The organism is Sphingobacterium sp. HSC-15S19 (genome assembly GCF_050433745.1).
Classification (GTDB): Bacteria; Bacteroidota; Bacteroidia; order Sphingobacteriales; family Sphingobacteriaceae; genus Sphingobacterium; species Sphingobacterium siyangense.
Map to the genome: position 1 here is coordinate 174,162 of NZ_JBNPWQ010000011.1, position 20,028 is coordinate 194,189.

Genomic DNA, 20,028 nt, shown 5'->3' on the forward strand with positions numbered 1-20,028 from the left:
GACAGGGATTACAGGCAACTTTAGGTTAAATTAAAGTTTGATTAGAAGGGATTAGAAAATGATTAGAACTGGGGGAATAATAGCGATACCGTTGTACCTAGATCATTTGAACGAATATCAAAGTCTACCCCTTGATCCTTAAATACAATCTGCGCAAAAGAGAGACCGATGCCGCTGCCCTTAACTTTACCAACATTTGATCCACGATAGAAAGTCTGTTTCACAGACTCCAGCTCGGCTTGTGGGATACCAATACCATGGTCTATGATTTGCAAAGACAGCCTGCCATTTACACCTGTCATTCGGACAAGAACTTCCTGCCCATTTGCATATTTAAGTGCATTTTCGATTAAATTGGAAATAGACAGACTAACGAGCATCTTATTGCCCCGAAAATTAAAGTATCGCGGTTCATCGACCTGTATATCGACTTTCAAGGGCACGGCAAATGATCTCGAAAACTTAGGTACAAGATCCCATACGATCTCGTCTATGCGAAAGGTTTCCAGTGAACGTTTCAGGGCCTGATCTTCGGTCAGCAATAGAAAATTACCAATAAGCTGATTCAGAAAATTCACATGCTCAGTAATGGTTTCGGCCAATTCATGATATTCTTCTTCACTTCTGACCTTTGTACCGAAGACCTCCATTGAGCCCAGGATTCCCGCCAAAGGTGTTCGAAACTCGTGTGAAACATAGCTGACAAAGTTCTTTCTAATAATCATATTTTCGCTGATCCGACGTAGGAGCGCATTATAACTTTCAATAAGATCTTGTAGTTCGTCCTTCGTTTTTATAGTCGTCAGGGGCTCCTGAATCGTGCTTAAATCCTTATGCCGAATTTCTTGGATCACTTTACGAATGGGGAGATAAGCATATTTACTCAGCCAAACCGACAACAAGGCAATACTGATCAATGCAACGAGAAAAACAAAGACAAGCGTAATGAGCAAACGATTCAACTGATGATCAAAATCTGCGCTCGACTCTTTGACAAACACAAAAAAATCGCCCTGATTGTCTGGATAATACAAACCAAAATAAAAGCTATCTTCTGTTTTAAAATAAATCGTTTTGTCTGATTTCAGCTGGCTCAGCAAATCCTTATTAATTTGACTATCAAAACGCATACCGCCATAACTTACTTTTCCTTCGGCGTTATAAACTGCTACCATGGCACGTTTAACCAGGCTTTCATATTGATTTTTAGATTCCAAATGCTTTAGTGGGCTCTGCTCATCTGCCTCGAGGTAATATATACCAGCTATTTTCGCATTTTTTTCGAGGGAACTGATCAGATGTCGTTCCGAGGAATTATAAAATATCCAGTAGATGACTAGCGTTGCAAGCCCAAAAATAATGGTGAATACCAGCGTAGAAAAGAGTGTAAGCCGAATTTTTAAATTCATTGTCAGTCCGTTGTAAGCATATAACCGACTCCTTTCACCGTTTTGATAATGGAGGTATCGCTCCCTTCATCAACCTTGCCTCTTAGATAAGAAACGTACACATCGACGACATTGGTGCTGTTATCAAAATCGATTCCCCAAACGGCCTGCAAGATTGCAGTCCGTGAAAGCGTTTTATTTCGATTTTCGATCAGATACTTAAATAGTTTAAATTCTTTGGGAGAGAGATCGACATTTTTACCATTCTTATGAACTTCATAACGTTCAAGATCCACTTTTAAATCACGAATTTCTACGCTACTGTCCTTTGGCACGTTTTTATAATTGTCCCGGCGTACCAGGGCTTTGATACGACTCACCAATTCCTTAAAGGAAAACGGCTTGACGAGATAGTCATCGGCACCACTTTCCAAGGCCTCGACCTTATCTTCAATCTCCCCTAAAGCACTCAAAATCAATATCGGAATATGATTTTTTCGATACCTGACCATCTTCGTAAACTGGATACCATCAATTCCGGGCAACATGATATCAAGTACAATAATATCCAAAGAATCTGCATTGATCCATTCACGTGCAGCTTCCGCAGATTCAACTAAAATGACCTGATGCCCCATTTCTTCCAGACCTTTCACCACAAAGCTGCTAATCCGGCGATCGTCCTCTACTAAAAGTATCTGCATATTATACGCTGTTTATTTTTATGCGGGATTATAAAAATTGCGAATTCCTCCCGGAATTCTACAAGTATACGAATTTACAATTTAATCGTCCGGTAATCCACAGCCCCCTTCTCCATAAATCCTCTAAGCTAATTTTTAGACATACATCCAATCAACACGAATCTATTTTGGATAAACTATTTCGTATAGTCCAAATTGGTTATATTTAACCTAACAACTCGAAAAAGATTAAGATGAATACAGTATTGCCTCCCAATAAGAAAAGACGTGAAGAAATTACGATAAAATATTTTGAGTTACTGGATCGTCATCTGGCGGAATTGATCAGCGGAGTCAGTATAGAAATGCTGGAGCTTCAGGACATCGCAAACATACTTTGTATCTCACAAAAGCATCTCATCAAGATAATACAGGAAACGTCAGGGAATCACCCTTGTCATTTTTATGTACAAAAAATATTGACCTGCACCAAGAGCCTACTCGCTAATAACGAGTTAACCATATCGGAGATCGCACAAAGGCTGACCTATGACCCTTCCAACTTCACCAAATTTTTCAAAAAATATGAGGGCATGTCCCCTTCACAATTTCGTCAATTGCAAAAAGCGAAAAGTTCACCATAACGGAGCCCTTAACATTTGTGAAATTTGCTATAATCAAAATTTAAATTATTATGGCAAGAAATGATGTAAAAGGAAAAGTTGTCCTCATTGCTGGAGGTGCAAAAAATCTTGGTGGATTATTAAGTCGGGATTTTGCAGCTAAAGGGGCAAAACTGGTAATCCATTACAACAGTGAGAACACCAAAGCAGACGCTGACCAAACACTGGAAGCGGTAAAATCCGCAGGTGCAGAAGCAATATTAGTCCAAGCTGACCTGACCAAAATTGAACATATCACGAAACTTTTTGATGTTGCTATTGAGCAGTTTGGTGGTGTAGATATTGCAATAAATACCGTTGGTAAAGTCTTGAAAAAGCCAATTGTGGATACCACAGTCGAAGAATATGACAGCATGAGCGATATCAATTCAAAAGTTGCCTATTTTTTTATTCGGGAAGCGGGTAAAAAACTGAATGCAAATGGCAAAATCTGTACTATTGTAACCTCATTATTGGCAGCCTATACAGGATTATACTCTACTTATGAAGGACTGAAGGCTCCAGTAGAGCATTTTACGAGAGCTGCATCTAAAGAATTTGGTGAACGAGGAATCTCGGTCACAGCTGTGGCCCCGGGGCCAATGGATACGCCTTTTTTCTACGGGCAGGAAAGCGAGGATGCTGTTGCCTACCATAAATCTGCATCAGCATTGGGCGGACTAACAGACATAAAAGACATTGCCCCCTTGGTGGAGTTTTTGGTCACCGATGGCTGGTGGATAACGGGGCAGACAATATTTGCCAATGGTGGTTATACAACACGCTAGAACAAAAAAAGAAAGCATCCTTTTCAGGATGCTTTCTAGGTAAACATCTTTTTGAAGGATTCGCCAATAACGATAATTTTGCCTTCATATTTATGGACTAAAACTGCTCCAAAAAACTGAGATACTGCGAAACACTTTGCGCTATCCATTCTTTGGATGACTCTTTTTCTATTCCGTAAAAGACGAAAGGCTTTTGATAATTCGCTTTAACATAGTCAAAAGTAATTTCAAAAGGACTTGTTAATTGCTCCATGCTATATTTATACTTACCCTTAACCCCATACTCCTGCTCGTCTATCCCAACCGAAATCGCCAATGCGATTTTCTTTCCTTCCAGTTTATACCCGCTTTTTTTACCGTAAGCCCACCCGTAGGTAAGCACCTCATCCAACCACTGCTTAAAAAAAGGCGGACAGTTAAACCAATAAAAGGGGAATTGAAATACAATTTTATCATATTTCTCCATCATCTGCTGTTCTGCCACGACATCAATTTTACCATCCACATAGACTTGGTGCAACTGATGGATATCATAACGATCGGATTGGTTTTCCAATGCCTCAACCCAACTTTTATTCACGAGGGAGGTGGCAAAATTAGGGTGAATAACGACTATTAATGTTTTCATATTTTTATTTATGTATATATGCACAAGTCACCAGGTCTAGCCAATTCATTGCGGCAATTTTAATAAACGACATGACTGTGATTTAAAAGTAGCGACATAATTCTTATTTTGCCCTATCAGTAACCCAATGTTAGGTACTATAAAAAATGTGCGTATGACTAAAATCAAGACGAGTTCCACTAACTTTTCAAATAAAAAGCAACTTGAGCGTAATTGCCCCGAAGTCTTTGCCGCTAATGTGATTGGCGGTCAATGGGCGCTAGCCATTTGTTGTTATCTCATCAATGGCGCGCTACGTTATTCTGAAATCAAAAAATGTTTACCTGGTATCACTGAACGTATGCTCACCCTACAATTGCGAAAGCTGGAAGAGGATAACATTATAAAACGTACTGTATATGCAGAGGTACCGGCACGTGTACTCTATGAGCTGACTGCGCTGGGTTATGAACTCAAACCAATTATTCAAGAACTTGGGAAATGGGGAGAAAAGTTACAACAAGTTCAAAAATCATAACGTCTAGCGGACAAAAATATAGTTTGTTTTTAATTGATACATCGTGCCGTTACCAGTAATTGGCCAACATGGCGCTGTGCATGCTCAGCAGCGTGGAACAACAAACCAATCAAGGTCGTAGGGATCCGTTTTCTACCCAAAAAACGCACTTCCGTCAAGGTTTCCGGATCAATTATCGCTAGTTTTTGCACGGATTGCTGAATCTGTCGGTGTAAGTTTTCTACAAGCGCTGTTACGCTCACATCGCTATTTTCTATACCTTCCTTATGGAGGTCCTCAAATTGCTCATCCGACAAGGATTTATTTTCGGCATAAGTAAACATGCGATCGATCACCCCACAAATATGTTGCAGGTGAAAACCTATACTGGCATTGCCCCCCGGTTTTGTCCAGAGATGCGCTGAGGACAGCTGCTTAGTATACTTTAAAACATCCTCATCAACTTGCAAGAGTGCATGAGCAACAGGTTGGAGAAGAGCGGGAATCCCTTCAATAGGTCCACGCATCCATACTTCTAAATTTTCCATGCTTCTAAAATAGCGAACTATCTACAACTGATGCTTTTTAAAGTCCACGAATTAAAGTCCCCGAAGCCAAAGCGTGCAAAAGCATGCAGAGAGCAGTCCGTTTTCGTAAAAAAAGACAGTTTACTCTTATAAAAATAGGTACTTCCTATAGCTTGTTTAAAGAATATTAAATTATTTTTTAAAATAAATTTGCATAGTGTAGGAAATACACTTACCTTTGTATCATCATAATTTAGGTTTATAATTGGTTATTTAAGGTTTTCATTCTCCCCGTTTGAAAACCTTTTTTTTAAATGACCAAAAAAATATAATCTTCCAGCACTATTTTTATCATCCTACCGAATTGACAAAAACAGTCTCTCCATTATTGCTATATCATAAAAGTGTTATTTAATCCATATACCGTCAAGGGTATAGAGGTCAGCAGATTCCAATACGGCTTCACCATTAAAAGCTACCAGCTGATAAGTTAAATTATTCCGATCAAAATTATAATTTATAGGCATATAAACTTCGCCATTTTGTGCGAAAAGCTCGAGTCCTGTCCGATCGACAAGCAACTTCAATGCGAGTTTTTTATTTCGCAGCGGTACCTGAGCCCTTACATTATCAACAAGGAGCTCTTCGGTCGAAACGTTATAATTAATTGCCAAGCCCCTCACATTGATCTGAATATTTTTGGCTTGTTGTGGATCGATGACCAAATCCAATTCAGCAATTTCAGCGTTGAACTGCTGAAACAAACTTGAATCGTTCGAACTAATTTTCTTTCGGCTGATGCTGAGTTTTTCTTTTCTTAATTTTTGCAATTCTGTCACCGGCTCCCGAAAAAGGCGAATACCCTTTTCCGTACTTTTCAATTTGAGTTCCATCGGCACACTCATGGATTGATTAAAAGCGGAGTTCCCTTGATTTGTATGTGTGCGCCACCAGCCGATTTCAATGCGTCGCTCCTTCGGTTCATTGCTAAAAGTTTGCGCGGCATAATAATCACGACCATATTGACTAAACAGGCGCTCGATCTCAGGATGAAAAGATTTTCCATCAAACTCTCCGATCGCATATTGGCTATTAGCCCCCGTCAAAACCCATTTTTTATTGTTCGGGTTACCGTCTACCGCTAATTCAAAGAATTCGGGACACTCAAATAAATAACGGTCATTACCCCGCCCGCCTTTTATTTTGCTCGCAAATGTCCACATTTTCAAATCCTTTGAGGTAAAAATCTGCATCGTGTGTTGTTCCTGGTCCTCTTCAACATAAAGTACAAGAACCCATTGCTTCGAGGGGCCATGCCAAATTACCTTCGGATCTCGGTTTCCTGCTGTTATTTTATCCAAAATATGGTTTGGCATTTTCTCAAATTTCTGACCGTCCAGACTATATGCCAAACCCTGCCCCCATGATTTTTCCGCAGCCGTATAAAACAGGATCATAGGGCTTGTTACTCCATTTTTTCCAAAACCAGCGGTATTGTTACTATCCACTACAGCTCCACCGCTAAACATCACGCCAGATTCGTCTGGATATAAAGCCTCTCCCAATTCCTTCCAATGTAACAGATCGGAGGACACGGCATGCCCCCAATGCATATTGCCCCAATTGGTTCCATAGGGATTATGTTGAAAAAATAAGTGATATTGTCCATTAAAAAAGACCAGACCATTCGGATCATTCAACCAACCTCTCTTGGCCGAAAAATGAAATTGTCCCCTCCGATCTTCAGCATAGACCTTATCGGTATCATCGGTATCACTCTGTGCAATAGGATTAAACAAAGGAATTTCTTTGTCTGATGTATTTGCCACCACCTTAAGCTGCTGTCCCTTCCACTTCCCTATATCAAGATAGGCTATCCAATCATAGGTACTATCAGCCAGTTCGGCATCAAACCACCTTACTTTATCATTTCCCAGCCATACCTCAACATGACGTTTGGGAGCACCATTTTTAATTGGAATTTTAAGATACCGATGGGTTGCCTGAAAAGATTGGGTTGATGAACTTTGACCATTGGCATTAAGGACCAATGCTACAATGCCTATAAAGAGCAGGGATACTTTATACATGACGTTAAGGTTTAAAAATTGAATTGCTGCATCACAAATATACCTAAGGGAGGAGAATTACGCTCTACTAGGACTGATCAAAATAGCGCTGATTTGTCTCAATTTGCTTGGGATTATCATGCTTTTTCCTCCTTTCCAGTTCTTTTATATAAAGAGCAAGCAAATCGTATATTTCAGGAAAGACTTTTCATTTCAAAAACAAAAAGGGCAATGTTCACATTGCCCTTTACTTTCTATGCCCAGTTACTGGTCCATTACATCTTATAATACTGCTCCCAGCCTCTCGCAGGTGGAGGTCCAGCTAAGAGTGCATTGGCAAACTTATCATTAGTCACTTCTTTTGTCTGTGTATTCAAGATCAACTTACTGTTTAAGCGTTGTGCAATTACACCCAAACAAAATACTTGGCTCAGAGGACCTGCAATTTCAAAAGCCGAGCGGGTCTTTTCTTCACCTTTACAACCTTTTAAGAAATTGGCAAAGTGATTTGACGGTGATTGTGGTACTTCCGGTAACCGAGACTCCATTTCCTTGGCTTTCGTTGCTGGAATAATCTGCAAGGTGCTAGCATGAGAGCCACCTTTAAATATCAAATCCTTGCTATAGATAATTTTCCCAGGATTTAGTTTGGCGGGTTCCAATTTCCCTGTACTTGGTGCAGGAATATTGGGATCCAGTCCGGATACACCGTAGCCTTCCGGTATAGGAGGCAAATTATCCAGTCCATCATACCAATTGATATCTACTGCTGGCATCTTTTTCCTTTTTGGGAAATGAAATTTCAAGGTCGAAGACATGGGGAAAAAATAGGAATTATACCCATCGAGCTTCACAGCGGACACTTCTGTAGGAAGCCCCAAATCTAAAAATTCATGCGCTGTATCCAATATATGTGCACCCCAATCACCCAATGCCCCCATTCCAAAATCATACCAACAGCGCCATTGACCATTCACAAAATCCTTATTATAATTATGGCCTATGGTCTGCATTTGCCAAAGATCCCAATCTAATGTTTCGGGCACCATTTCAGCGGCAGGAAAACCCTTCATATTCACATCCCAGCCATGCCATCTACGCGGCATATTCATGTGCGCATCGATGCGCGTCACATCCTTAATAATACCGGCATCTTTCCAGGCTTTAAACTGAAAGTAATTTGCTTCGGAGTGCCCTTGATTTCCCATTTGGGTAGCAAGTTTAGGGTTTTTCCGGGCTTTATTTGCCATCAGTTCAACTTCAAGGAATGTTCTCGCCATTGGTTTTTCCACGTAAACATGTTTACCCAAGTCCAGTGCAAGCATTGTTATGGCAAAGTGTGAGAAATCGGGAGTTCCGACACTTACAGCATCGATCTGATTTCCCATTTTGTCAAACATCACCCGAAAATCCTTAAACTTAGGTGCATCAGGAAACAAGCCCAAAATTTCCTGTGTATGTTTCGCGCCAAGATCTACATCACATAGCGCGACAATATTACAGAGTCCTGTTTTATACAGCTCTTTAATGATTTCTGCGGCCCTATTTCCTAAGCCTACACAAGCTAAGTTGACACGCTCATTTGGTTTGGCCAAACTGACATTTCCCAATACACTATTGGATAGCATAACCGCTCCTGCAGCGATAACAGACTGTTTAACAAAGCTTCTGCGCGATAAATAATGATTCATAAGAGATAAGCTTAATTGGGTGTATTGATTTTTATGCTACGAAATGAAACCCGATCGCCATGGTCTTGGAGAAGAATAAAACCTTCCTTCGCTTCACCAAAATTTTCCCAATCTTTATATTTGCTGATCTGAACCAAATCTTTAAACGCTTTGGAGCCCCGCTCATAAGACAGCATCTTAATTCCATTTAAATAGTGTTCAACTTTGTTATCTGCTGTAACAACAACCCGACCTCTATTCCACTCACCGATGGGTCTGCGCGCACGCTCGTCACGATTGGATGTGATGAGATCGTAAAGCGATGCCAATGTACGATTTCCGTCTCGTCCCAACTTCGCATCAGGGTGTAAAGCATCATCCAGTACTTGATATTCCAAACCAATAGCTGATCCTTTTGATTTTTCTTTTAAAGTCACAAAATACTTAACACCGCTATTCGCTCCCGGACTAAGCTTAAATTCAAATGAAAGATCAAACACGGCGTATTTATCTTTTGTGACGATGTCACCACCATTGGTTGACTCCCCGCCGTCGGATTTCAGAACAGTCATTTGTCCATCCTTAACTTCCCAGCCACGTTCCGGAAATTTATCGCCATGTATACTCCGCCAGCCCTTATTGGTTTTACCGTCAAACAAAAGCTTAACCCCCTTCTTCTTTTCAGCATCAGCCAAGTCATTTGGCTTCAAGTTCACGATATAAAGATCTTTTGGAAAACCTTTTGATTTGAGGTCGGTTGTTTTTATTTTAATATTCTTAAAGTACACTTTCTTTCCGTCCAGTTTAGGTGGAATACCATGCACCTGCAAGCCGATAAAACCAGACCTATCGATCGTATCAACGACATAAGCAACAGGAATATCATTGATCCAAGTGCGCAGTTCATCACCAATGGCTTCAATTCGAATATGATTGAATTCCTCTGCTTTATAGGCTTTTTTTGCATTTTCATTTAAATCAAGTGGATAAATCCATCCACGACGCGCCTCGTCATATATTCCACCCGTCCATGCACGTGAAGAGGGGTCTATTTCAACTTGCCTTCCATATACGCGTCCGCGCCCATCATTAGCCTTTGGATCAAGATGGCTCCGTGTCTGAATACCTGAGTTTGTTTCGTTGCCTTCAAGTTTAACATCCAGTTCCAATATGAAATCACCATACTCTTTTTCAGTGATCAAAAAAGAATTGGGCGTACCTTTTGTCATTCTGCCGACAATAGCATCACCTTCAATAGAATAGGGAGCTTTTCCTCCGACGGATTTCCAGCCATTCAGCGTTTTTCCATCAAAAAGGTTTGTCCAACCTTTCTCATTACTTTTATCTGCCTGAGCATACGACAAGACAGCATTGCTGACCATAGCTGCCATTAAAACAGATTTAAATAGTGCATTTCTTTTCATTGTAAAATTTAATCTTGGGTCTATCAACCCGGTTTATTTATTCATCATTGGTTCGTCAATCAGAACAAAATCGAGACCTCCTAAATTGAAAACCTGTAGACGGTGCTACGTGTAACTTTCAAGCCGGATAGGACTTTATTTACTTATTGGCTATTGATTCAATTGACTTAGTCAAACAATATATTAATTAATATAAGCGAAATGAATTAAATGATATGATTTATTTACGAAAACGTTTGAATCAGTATAACAAACAGATCATTTCATTCAAACATAGAGCGAGCACAGTCAAACCCAATTATTTATGCCCTGTCAAATAAGGGACACAACAATGTTCCGGATCAATAATGCAAAATAGACCTCGGTTACTACCTATAATAGCGTATGGACAAATTAGGTTCAACACCCCTATGCTCCTACTATGTAAGTAATATGGATCCACAGTGAATGCACAGTTAAAAAGTGGAATCACTGTGGACTCAACCTGCTTACAGTACGAATTTGATCATACCAAAGTAATGAGGTGGTACCTAACTAATCCCCCATAAATATGGAGAGATGCTACAAACTTCAAATAAAATGCGATAATTCGTTCATTGAGGTACTTATACGAGCAATTTATATTATATTGGAAAAGCAAATAAAAACAATCAGTAAAAAATTTGGAGAATACGAAAATTATATACAACTTTAAAGCACAAACACCTGCTCTAAACAGGCTACAAGTTAACAAAGGAAATTTTTTATTTTAAAACGAGGATTTTATCTTAGAATCGCTCATAGACAAAAGTCTAAATTAGTTTTTTTGCAGAAAAACTTACTTTTACTTAATGTACAAACAGTAGCATATAAAATATGACAACCAACCCCATTAAGGTATATACAGTAGTTTCAAAAGAAGTAAAAGAAGATCCAGATTTATTCACCAATCTGGAAGGTGTCTTCTCAACATATGAAAAAGCACAGGAATATATTGATCACTTTTTTGGTAATGCTAAATATGGTTATCGATCTATTGTTACGACTTATTTAGATCCCTTTCAGGAAGAAATCCAAAATAACGATTCTTATTATAGCATTTCATCTCAATTAATGGGGCCGCATTTAGAAGTTGAGATCTGTAAAACTTCTTTTGCCGTCGTCCTCTCTGAAGTTGAGCAACTGCGCATCGATCCAGCAACCTCTGAGAAACCGCTGGAATTAAACCTGCATTGTTTTGCAGTTTCGGAAGAAAAGGCAATGGAAAAATTCGAGAAATTAGCTAAAGCTTATGCTAACGAACACAACATTCAATTTCAAATTCAACCCTTCCGTATTGCAGATTCAGACCAATGCTATTAACCTGTAATTACAGTAAGATTTTAGCAGGTTTTTCAGAAGTTTATTTTTTTTCGGATTTCACTTAAATATTCTGGTGTGAACCCCAGGTATGAGGCAATGAGGTATTGCGGAACACGTTGGACAAATTGGGGATATTTACGGCGCATATCATGGTAAAATTCCTCTTTGGATAACGAAAATAGGTACTTAACCCGCATTTGTGCCGCAGCATATGCTCTTTGGTACACAAAGCGAAAATATCGTTCCATGACAGGAAATGCCGCGAGCAATTTTTCCTGATTTTCTTGGCTGATATAAACCACATCGGACTTTTCCACCGCCTGAATGTAAAACGAAGTGACAAGCTTATGTTCGAAAGCCATATTATCTGTCATCCACCAATTTTCTATAGCGAATTCAGTTGTTTGTTCAACACCTTTTTCATTGACAAAGAATTTACGTAAAACACCTTTCAATACAAAAAAATGATATTTGCAAACCTGACCTTCTTCCAGTATGTTTTCTTTTTTCGCGACCGATTTCATGTTAAAGTAACTCAATATTTCCTCTAATTCAATCGGATCGATATCGATAAATTTCTTCAAATGTTCTCTAAGTTCTTCCAACAGTCCATCAATTTATTGTACAAACAAAGCTACTCATTCATTTTATCAAAAAAAAGAAACGCGGTACCATTTCAATTAAGCTCAATACGGAAGGGATGACAAGATAAATTCAAGTAATACGAATAATCATTCAACAAGCACGATTCATAAATCGGAATAGTTTCAATGGCTTTTACCCCCTACCTTTATAACAGGTACTCCAATAATATGATTAACAGATTGGAGCTATGATGAAAATGGCAGGCTCCATTTTTTGCAGAGTTTGTACTTTTTGAAAAAAGAGAAAGCAATGATCAAAATTAATTTTAGCAAAGGAAAAATTATCATTAGCATGCTGCTATGTTTTCTTCCAGTAGTCATTGGGTTATATGCCTGGTTATACTATGATTTTATTATTAAACTAACCTCGACGATATGGGTACTCGTGGCCGCATCGGTTTTTTATCTTAGACTACAACAGTTAAACCGCTATCGAAGAGGAGAGGCCGCACTCATTATAGATGAGCATATATTACTAAACAACAGCATATTGAAACCGAAGCAAATCCCATGGACGGATATCGATTATTTTGTTACTGGTTTATATCGGACAAATTCTATTTTTATAAAACTAAATGACCTTTCATCGCTAAGAAAAGAAAAAACAAGCCGTCTAATTCATTTATTAAGCTTTATTGACTGTAATCTATCAACAAAACCTGCATCTTTTTGGATCGACATAGATGTCATCGATATCAAAGAAAAGGAGCTTATGGCTCTGTTGCTACAGCGACTAAAAATGTAGCTGTACATCGGCGTTCCCCAAAAAAAGGTAGTCTAAAAAAAATCAGCCCCTTATCCATATAAGTGGGCTGATTCGCATTTATTATATCTAACACGGTTACATCAGAAAATATCCTTGCTATAAAAACGCAAAATTTTGAGATTTAGTACTTTATTTAATTCTTCAAATCAATTCAAAAATATTAGCGGTTCAACCGTAAAAAACCATCTACGCGGTAATATAGATAACCTCATGGGCTTCTGTTAACTGGGGAACTTCCAAATTATGAAGCATTTTATCCAAGACAGTTTCTGGTAGTGGGTACTCTCTATCGCTATTCTGCGCGCGCCAAATCTTATAGGGTTTTTCAACGTATAACAATTTCACATAAGCTTGATAGCTGACAAAAAGATCGATCAATTGTTTTCGCATCTGGGAAGTTATATTGGTGGCATTCCAGATAAAATCCTGTCCACAGCGTAAGTATTTTTTTGCCTGCTCTTTTGCTTCCTGTACAACCCATCCGTTTCTCTTTTTATCAGTAGGATCAATGCGATATTTGCGTCTGATGTCATCCAAACTAATAACAGGGAGGTCAGTATTCATCGCTAAAATCTGATAATCTTTGCCCATTCCCGGCAAACCTGAAAGTACAGTCACGGTGGATTTGAATGTATCAAAAGGCACATAATCAACATAGCTATTGTTTCCATTAAAATATGTAAATCGTGCATTTTCGGACAAAAAAGAACGTGTGGCATCCCAGCAGCCAATCTCTTTACTATACAGTTCGAACATATCCAATGCGTAGAGCAAAGCATCCAAATCGGCACAGTACCTTCCTTTAGCATCTGCTTCGGCCAACAACTTAAGTTGGCCCATATTGACACTCAATGACGCCTCCAAGGCGCTCTTCATTGGATCGACTTTTTCCATCAACCACAATGGCAACCCATGATAGCGTACCAATGCGACAATTTCCTCCCGTAATGCAAAAGGGGTCTCCACATCACGAAATAAAATCTCCCGTGCGGTCTGTGCTCCTCTTTTGGCATGATTTGGAGAGCTGATACGACCATCTGCAGCGACAATTGTCGTTGATCTCTTCTCGACATCATGCAATAAAGCGGAAGCCCAGAGGAGCTCCTGCTTTTGATAATCCAGATTCCGGTATTCAGGCAATCCTTCCAGCTGCTGTAATACCATTTGGGTATGAATCGCGACATTCCCTTCGGCATGATGTAAAGGGTCTTGTTGTACCTGTTCCATATCCCTGACCCAAGAAAATTGCTTCTCTAAAGCCGACCAATTCTTATTTACTGCTATTGTCCATTCCATTAGAAATCCCTCCTTTCCCAAATCATTTTTGTTCTTCGCCATGATTTTGTCCAATGTTCGTCGGTCTGGACATGTCCTTTTCTAACATATTTAAAAACATTGTGCTGAAATTCACTGACAGTATACGCATCAGCATTTCTGCAGACTAACCCCTCCATCGTACATGCTTCTCCAGTTTTAGGGTCAACCGATCCAAATTTAGAAGACTGCATGGCCAAATTTTCGACTGAACGCCGAAGTTCCAACTCAGTCAAACCCTTTACAATTTCAAGTTTTAAAACAGGTACAGTAGGCAAATCAAATAAACTGGCATAAAAAGTAACTTCTTCCCATGAAAGCCACTGATCTTTAATTCGAGCAGCAAAAACATAATAATAGTGCTCAAGTTGCACATATTCGATAGAATGCACAGCATAAAGATTTTCACCAAAAAACTCTAAATCATCCAGATCGTTTTTTAATCTAGACCAATGCTCCCGAAGCTGAGCCGTCCATGGCGACGTGGTCGGAGCTGCATGGGATCGTGCAAATACTCCACGCCGTGAAAGGCAATTATTTTCACCATCTAATTTTTCTGTAAATAACAATTTATGGAAAGATTGTATATCCTTCCAATAATGTTGATTAAAACGATCGTCGCTGCTTGTCCCTGGCGAAAATGGGAAATGATAGGTACGACCATATTTTGTTGATTCCATTTTTAAAATTTAAATCCATACTAATAAAATTGAAGACATAGGTGTAGGGTAAACAAACCGGGTAAATCCCGTTGTTTACTTTCTTCCTAAATATCGACAATGCATTACATGACTTTAAATTTTAAAAATTGACAATACTAATGATCTATTGCTACAAAAGTATTAAATTTATCTTAAAAACATAAAACAGAAAAATGTGACGAATACCAGCAAAAATGTGATGAATCAAATGTTTCTTCATCTTTTAGCTGGGATTCTATTTTTGTTTCTATAAAATAGAATTTGATTTTACTACCTTTAAGCTGAAAAGTATCAAACCGGCTTTATTAACTTTATACAAAAAAGACACTACATAATTAATCCATTATTTAACCATTCGCGTCCGATTTTGCGGTGTTACGGCAAATAGCCAAGATTGCATACAGCATTGGACTGTCAAATGATCATAAATACAGGGACTAAAAAATAATTGATCACATGGATACATATATCGTGTTAAAAAGGTTCTCTAGTTTAGAAGAAGCACAAGAATGTCATAAACTACTTTCGGAAAAAGGTGTAACAACGCGGTTGGCAGATAATGTCCCCCCTGTGGATATTACATTTTCTGGAAACACGGTTGGATTTCAATATGAGATTCAAATAGATCCTGCCAATTTTGCAAATGCAGAATCTATTTTAGAAGAGCAGGAAATGCAGTCTCTCCCCTTGGTTGAAGACGACCATTATCTGTATCAGTTTTCCGACCAAGAGCTCTTAGAAATTCTTCAAAAACCCGATGAATGGAACAAATTAGACTACGCACTGGCTAGAGAAATTTTATTAAAAAGAGGGAAAGAGATTGATCAGGAAACGCTAGATCTTTTGAAACAGGAACGGCTCATGCAACTACGGGAACCGGAACCGCAGCAGAAGTATTGGGTTATTTTTGGCTATATTTCAGCCCTTCTAGGTGGACTTTTAGGAATTGCAATCGGCTATATGTTGTTTAGTTCCAGAAAGAGCCTACCGAATGGCGAACGGATATTTTCCTATTCAGATCATGACAGAAAACATGGGACAAACATATTCTATATCGGATTATTCGTATTCACAATATCCGTTCTCATCAAAATGCTCTGGGGATGATAACATAAAATGAATACGATTTACATTTTTTAGCGGAGCAGCTCGAGTGCAGCTTTGTGACTGTGGTATTCTGTATCCTATCGCGATCTAATTAGCGCTAACGTCAACTGTAAATTTTTAATACTAAAAAAAATACCTATATTTAAGATGACATCTTTATTCTTGAATTATTTTTTGTAAACCTACAAACAAATTAACTTTATGAATAGTTTAAAGACCACAGCCACTCATTTCCGTTATAAAAAGCATCCGGGAGATCTATTCAGAAATACATGCGTTCAATTATTACCGCATCCCTATAAAAATCAAGAAGACTTTTGGGTATGGTTTCATCCCTCCTACCACCGCAGTGAAGACATTTCAGATTTAGGCGACCTGTACAAACAGCTTCACGACACCCCCTGTCAAGAAACGATGACAACATCAAAAAATGAGCTATGTTACGCTGCAGTAGCGAAGGAACGTCTCTTTGAAGAAATAAAATCATTGGAACAAAAGATCTATCAGGATTGTTTTGAAAACTTTTATTTGTTGATTATTGAAGGCCGCATCGAGCTGTTTGAAAGTCATCAAATTGAAAGTAAAGAATCTAGTTCCTAATGTCTATCTTTAAACCGTTATGCATTATTTGACTTGTGCGATTATAAGGAAGGACGATAAGGTACTCATTTGTCAGCGCCCGCCATCGGTGACGCATGCCTTAAAGTGGGAATTTCCTGGTCGCATAACCGAGTCCCACCTGCCAACGAAAGCAAATTTGTCGCTCAAAATCAGGGAAGAGCTAAGTATAGATATCCTTGTCGGAAGGCCCTTAGAGATGACGCAACAAGGCCATAAAAGTCCGGCAGTTTGTCGCTATCCTGTTCTCTGCACCTTTTCCTCTGGCGAAGTTGCCATGCTAGAATATGTCCAAGCAATATGGGTCTCCTCCGCAGAACTATCGCATTTTGATTGGACCGATACCGATCGACCAATTGTAGAAGAGTATACCAGATACCTTGAGAACTCAAATCCTCCGTCCCGTATAAAGGAAGCTTTTTTAGAAAGCCTAATTGGACTCATTGGTTTTACACTGGTCCATATGTTCTTCAATGTATATATAGGCTTATTGATAACTTTGATCCTAATCGCAATTACTGGAATTTATAGTTATTACACCCGAAAAAATATATGGAAAAGAATCTCATAAAACTTTCCTACATTTATAAAAACTAAGTAACCCCTAATTTCATTTTAGCCATACTGAAGACTTAATCAGATGAAAGATTTCCCACAATTAGAGACAGAACGACTTATTCTTAACGCAATAGAAACGACTGATATTCCACAGATTGTAGACTATCTGCAAGACAAGGTCTATTCAGACTTCACATCAAATATCCCCTATCCCTACCGAAAGGAGGATGCTGAATACTGGCTTAAATTAGCGGAAGAAGCATTTGCCAATCGTAAAGGATTCACTTTTGCTATTCGGAATAAAGATAAAAAACTGATCGGAGCTATTGGTCTGCATGATGAAGGCTCGGATAAGGCTGAATTGGGATACTGGATAGCTATTCCTTACTGGAATAAAGGTTATGTCACTGAAGCTGCAAAAGCAATCATTGATTTTGGATTTAAAGAATTAAACTTTAACAAAATCTTTGCGACCTACTTCCCCCATAATCCAGCATCGGGAAAAGTCATGGAAAAAATAGGAATGAAAAAAGAGGCCCTGTTAAAACAACATTTAAAGAAAGATGGCCGGTATTACGATATCCCATTATACGCTATTTTTAAATCGGAAAAATAAAACAGCAATTTCTCATGGATAAAAAGAATATCAAGTTGCGCTGTGATCATACATTTCCTATACTTATTCTTCTTTTTGGTTGTATTGCTATATTCCCAATAATAATTTCTAAGTATTCTATTTCTCTGTTAGGAATAATTTGGGAAACTTGCTGTGGGCTCATCATATTTACAGGCGTTTGGAGATTTGAGCACTTCGAAATATCTGGAGATACACTTACCAAAGTAAACTTAGGTGGATTATATCGAAAGGATTTAAATATGTGTCATATAACCAGATATACAAAAAAAGTGATTGATATGAATCACTTTTGGAATCCGTTTAATATCATAAAGTTATTTAGTAAGGAGAAAAAATATTTTAAATTCAGAACCATAAAACTTCAGGCAACAGATAATTTAATCATGATAATAAATGAACGAAATATGCATAGCGAGGACTTCAAAAAATTATACCATATAATCAAAACCTATCAGAAACGACAAGTCAAGTCTAAATCTCTAATTGTTTCGAGAAATTGATTAAATTTAAACAACTGATAATCATAAAGGATAAAACATGAAAATATTTGCATTCGCTGGGAGTAATTCTTCCACATCAATTAACAAACAATTGGTCAAATTTGTACTTAAAAGCTTCGAGGGGCACGAGATTAATTTGATCGACCTGAATGACTATAACATGCCTGTCTTTTCTGTAGACCTAGAAAAGAATGGATTCCCACAGGAAGCACAGCTTTTCCTCGATCATATAGCCTCCAGTGACATGATCATTTGCTCCCTCGCAGAGAATAATCGCTCCTATAGCGTAGCATTTAAAAATGTATTTGACTGGGCATCTAGAATAAATGTTAAAGTTTTCCAGGATAAACCCATGTTGCTTATGACAACTTCACCAGGAGGTTATGGTGGTGGAAATGTGATGGCCGAAGCGCAGAAATTTTTCCCGCAGTTTGGAGCAATCATTAAAGAAACATTTTCGCTTCCCAAATTTTACGAAAATTTTGATCAGGATAATGGCGTAATCAGTCCTGAACACCTCAATAGTCTGAAGGAAAAAATAGCGGACTTTAAGCAACAAATTTCATCCTAGCGGCATTCCGCTAAAAATCTATTTGCCTTTTCGTACATTCTGCATAACTTATGCCGATGTACTGAGTACATATTACTTTGCATATTATTGACTTTTTGCTTACCTTTTCTTTGCTTTGAAAGCAAAGAAACACCAATAAAACACCAATAAAACGACAAAGAAATAGCAAAGAAGAAGCGAATCAGACCCCTAGCAATCCCAAAGGAATAGCGAAGAAACAGCAGAGAAACACCAAAGAAACAGCAGAGAAACAGCAGAGAAACAGCAGAGAAATAGCAGAGAAATGGCGAATAAGCTGCAAGCCCTTACCTTAGCTGCTCAGGCAGCGTATCAATGGCATCATGGATCGTTCGAAGCGTTTCCATATAGATCATTTGATGGCTGATCGGTAAATCGACCAGATCAACTTGTGACGTATAAAAATTGGTTTTTTGTTGAATCCGATTTTCTTGTTGAATCCTGTTTAAAGCGGCGTTTCTACAGCTTGTGTAGAGAAAACCACGGATTGATTCAACATGATCAAAATCAATCCGGCGCTCCCAAAGCTTTAAAAATACGTCCTGCACTATTTCTTCGATGGTACCTTTATCAAGATTCATCTTTTCTAAAAAATAGCACATTGGACTATAGAAAGTTTTGTACAGAAACTGTAAACCATCCCTTCTGCCCTCTCGAAAAGATTTTAAAAAATCTTGCTTGCTAAATTCTTGGTTTACCTTGTTTTTCACAATTCAATATTACTTAAATTTTAAATAAATATGAAAATTTCATTTATTGTGATCAACAATCCTGCGCTGGCAAGCGATAGAAAACGTACAGACCAAACCGGTTGACACGGATATGTCTTGTCCTGATATAGCTTTACACTAAATTGTAAAGTATATGACAAAAAAGACTAAAGTGGATAATTCCAAGCCGTTCCAAAGAGTTGGAAGG

21 protein-coding genes are annotated in these 20,028 nt (G+C 38.5%); 10 read left to right on the top strand and 11 right to left on the bottom strand.

The annotated features are described in order from the left end of the window. Positions 1-62: 62 nt before the first annotated feature. Together L1283_RS11300 and L1283_RS11305 are read right to left on the bottom strand one after the other, a co-directional pair. On the bottom strand, positions 63-1,409 hold the full coding sequence (locus L1283_RS11300; RefSeq protein WP_088160930.1) for a sensor histidine kinase: 1,347 nt from the start codon (positions 1,407-1,409) through the stop codon (positions 63-65). 2 nt (positions 1,410-1,411) lie between these two features. Then, positions 1,412-2,092, bottom strand: a complete 681-nt coding sequence (locus tag L1283_RS11305) for a response regulator transcription factor (protein WP_088160929.1) — start codon at positions 2,090-2,092, stop codon at positions 1,412-1,414. A gap of 233 nt (positions 2,093-2,325) precedes the next feature. Here L1283_RS11305 and L1283_RS11310 point away from each other — a divergent pair, with 233 nt between their 5' ends. Both L1283_RS11310 and L1283_RS11315 read left to right on the top strand, forming a co-directional pair. Then, a complete protein-coding gene (locus L1283_RS11310) occupies positions 2,326-2,715 on the top strand; it encodes a helix-turn-helix domain-containing protein (protein WP_075991850.1) in 390 nt (129 codons plus the stop codon). A gap of 50 nt (positions 2,716-2,765) precedes the next feature. Beyond that, on the top strand, positions 2,766-3,521 hold the full coding sequence (locus L1283_RS11315; protein WP_075991849.1) for an SDR family oxidoreductase: 756 nt from the start codon (positions 2,766-2,768) through the stop codon (positions 3,519-3,521). A 97-nt stretch (positions 3,522-3,618) separates the two neighbouring features. On the opposite strand, the gene L1283_RS11320 is transcribed toward L1283_RS11315, so the two are convergent. Next, the gene (locus tag L1283_RS11320) at positions 3,619-4,149 is read right to left on the bottom strand and encodes an NAD(P)H-dependent oxidoreductase (protein ID WP_088160928.1); all 531 of its coding nucleotides are present in this window, start codon (positions 4,147-4,149) and stop codon (positions 3,619-3,621) included. 154 nt (positions 4,150-4,303) lie between these two features. Between L1283_RS11320 and L1283_RS11325 the strand changes: the two genes are divergently transcribed. Continuing rightward, positions 4,304-4,666 (top strand): winged helix-turn-helix transcriptional regulator, encoded by a 363-nt coding sequence (locus L1283_RS11325; protein WP_075994710.1) that lies wholly within the window; start codon positions 4,304-4,306, stop codon positions 4,664-4,666. Between the two features lie 29 nt (positions 4,667-4,695). Here L1283_RS11325 and L1283_RS11330 read toward each other — a convergent pair whose 3' ends face one another. The 4 genes from L1283_RS11330 to L1283_RS11345 all read right to left on the bottom strand — a co-directional run bounded on the left by L1283_RS11330 (position 4,696) and on the right by L1283_RS11345 (position 10,335). Next, positions 4,696-5,193 carry a DinB family protein gene (locus L1283_RS11330; protein WP_088160927.1) on the bottom strand — a complete coding sequence of 166 codons (498 nt, stop codon included), beginning with the start codon at positions 5,191-5,193 and terminating at the stop codon, positions 4,696-4,698. Between the two features lie 386 nt (positions 5,194-5,579). Further along, entirely contained in the window at positions 5,580-7,262 is a 1,683-nt protein-coding gene (locus L1283_RS11335) for a glycoside hydrolase family 32 protein (RefSeq protein ID WP_088160926.1), read from the bottom strand. 254 nt (positions 7,263-7,516) lie between these two features. Next, positions 7,517-8,932: a Gfo/Idh/MocA family protein gene (locus L1283_RS11340; RefSeq protein ID WP_088160925.1), complete on the bottom strand. Its 1,416-nt coding sequence runs from the start codon at positions 8,930-8,932 to the stop codon at positions 7,517-7,519. Positions 8,933-8,943: 11 nt separating this feature from the next. After that, a complete protein-coding gene (locus tag L1283_RS11345; protein WP_088160924.1) occupies positions 8,944-10,335 on the bottom strand; it encodes a 3-keto-disaccharide hydrolase in 1,392 nt (463 codons plus the stop codon). 855 nt (positions 10,336-11,190) lie between these two features. Between L1283_RS11345 and L1283_RS11350 the strand changes: the two genes are divergently transcribed. Next, on the top strand, positions 11,191-11,676 hold the full coding sequence (locus tag L1283_RS11350; protein ID WP_088160923.1) for a hypothetical protein: 486 nt from the start codon (positions 11,191-11,193) through the stop codon (positions 11,674-11,676). A 32-nt stretch (positions 11,677-11,708) separates the two neighbouring features. Here the strand turns inward: L1283_RS11350 and L1283_RS11355 are convergent, their stop codons facing one another. After that, positions 11,709-12,281 (bottom strand): Crp/Fnr family transcriptional regulator, encoded by a 573-nt coding sequence (locus L1283_RS11355; protein WP_232475735.1) that lies wholly within the window; start codon positions 12,279-12,281, stop codon positions 11,709-11,711. A gap of 289 nt (positions 12,282-12,570) precedes the next feature. Here L1283_RS11355 and L1283_RS11360 point away from each other — a divergent pair, with 289 nt between their 5' ends. After that, positions 12,571-13,065 carry an STM3941 family protein gene (locus L1283_RS11360; RefSeq protein ID WP_088160921.1) on the top strand — a complete coding sequence of 165 codons (495 nt, stop codon included), beginning with the start codon at positions 12,571-12,573 and terminating at the stop codon, positions 13,063-13,065. A 207-nt stretch (positions 13,066-13,272) separates the two neighbouring features. On the opposite strand, the gene L1283_RS11365 is transcribed toward L1283_RS11360, so the two are convergent. Both L1283_RS11365 and L1283_RS11370 read right to left on the bottom strand, forming a co-directional pair. Continuing rightward, positions 13,273-14,424, bottom strand: a complete 1,152-nt coding sequence (locus L1283_RS11365) for an AAA family ATPase (protein WP_232475734.1) — start codon at positions 14,422-14,424, stop codon at positions 13,273-13,275. Continuing rightward, a complete protein-coding gene (locus tag L1283_RS11370) occupies positions 14,382-15,080 on the bottom strand; it encodes an RNA ligase family protein (protein WP_201665078.1) in 699 nt (232 codons plus the stop codon). Before L1283_RS11370 ends, L1283_RS11365 begins: the two co-directional genes overlap by 43 nt. 477 nt (positions 15,081-15,557) lie before the next feature. Between L1283_RS11370 and L1283_RS11375 the strand changes: the two genes are divergently transcribed. From L1283_RS11375 to L1283_RS11395, 5 genes are all read left to right on the top strand, one after another. Further along, on the top strand, positions 15,558-16,208 hold the full coding sequence (locus L1283_RS11375) for a hypothetical protein (protein WP_088160918.1): 651 nt from the start codon (positions 15,558-15,560) through the stop codon (positions 16,206-16,208). A 201-nt stretch (positions 16,209-16,409) separates the two neighbouring features. Beyond that, the gene (locus L1283_RS11380) at positions 16,410-16,808 is read left to right on the top strand and encodes a hypothetical protein (RefSeq protein WP_088160917.1); all 399 of its coding nucleotides are present in this window, start codon (positions 16,410-16,412) and stop codon (positions 16,806-16,808) included. A 19-nt stretch (positions 16,809-16,827) separates the two neighbouring features. Next, the gene (locus L1283_RS11385; RefSeq protein ID WP_088160916.1) at positions 16,828-17,397 is read left to right on the top strand and encodes a hypothetical protein; all 570 of its coding nucleotides are present in this window, start codon (positions 16,828-16,830) and stop codon (positions 17,395-17,397) included. Positions 17,398-17,466: 69 nt separating this feature from the next. Further along, positions 17,467-18,000: a GNAT family N-acetyltransferase gene (locus tag L1283_RS11390; RefSeq protein WP_088160915.1), complete on the top strand. Its 534-nt coding sequence runs from the start codon at positions 17,467-17,469 to the stop codon at positions 17,998-18,000. A 558-nt stretch (positions 18,001-18,558) separates the two neighbouring features. Further along, positions 18,559-19,092 carry an NADPH-dependent FMN reductase gene (locus L1283_RS11395; protein ID WP_075991829.1) on the top strand — a complete coding sequence of 178 codons (534 nt, stop codon included), beginning with the start codon at positions 18,559-18,561 and terminating at the stop codon, positions 19,090-19,092. Between the two features lie 305 nt (positions 19,093-19,397). Here L1283_RS11395 and L1283_RS11400 read toward each other — a convergent pair whose 3' ends face one another. Beyond that, on the bottom strand, positions 19,398-19,820 hold the full coding sequence (locus L1283_RS11400) for an RNA polymerase sigma factor (RefSeq protein WP_088160913.1): 423 nt from the start codon (positions 19,818-19,820) through the stop codon (positions 19,398-19,400). Positions 19,821-20,028 lie beyond the last annotated feature (208 nt).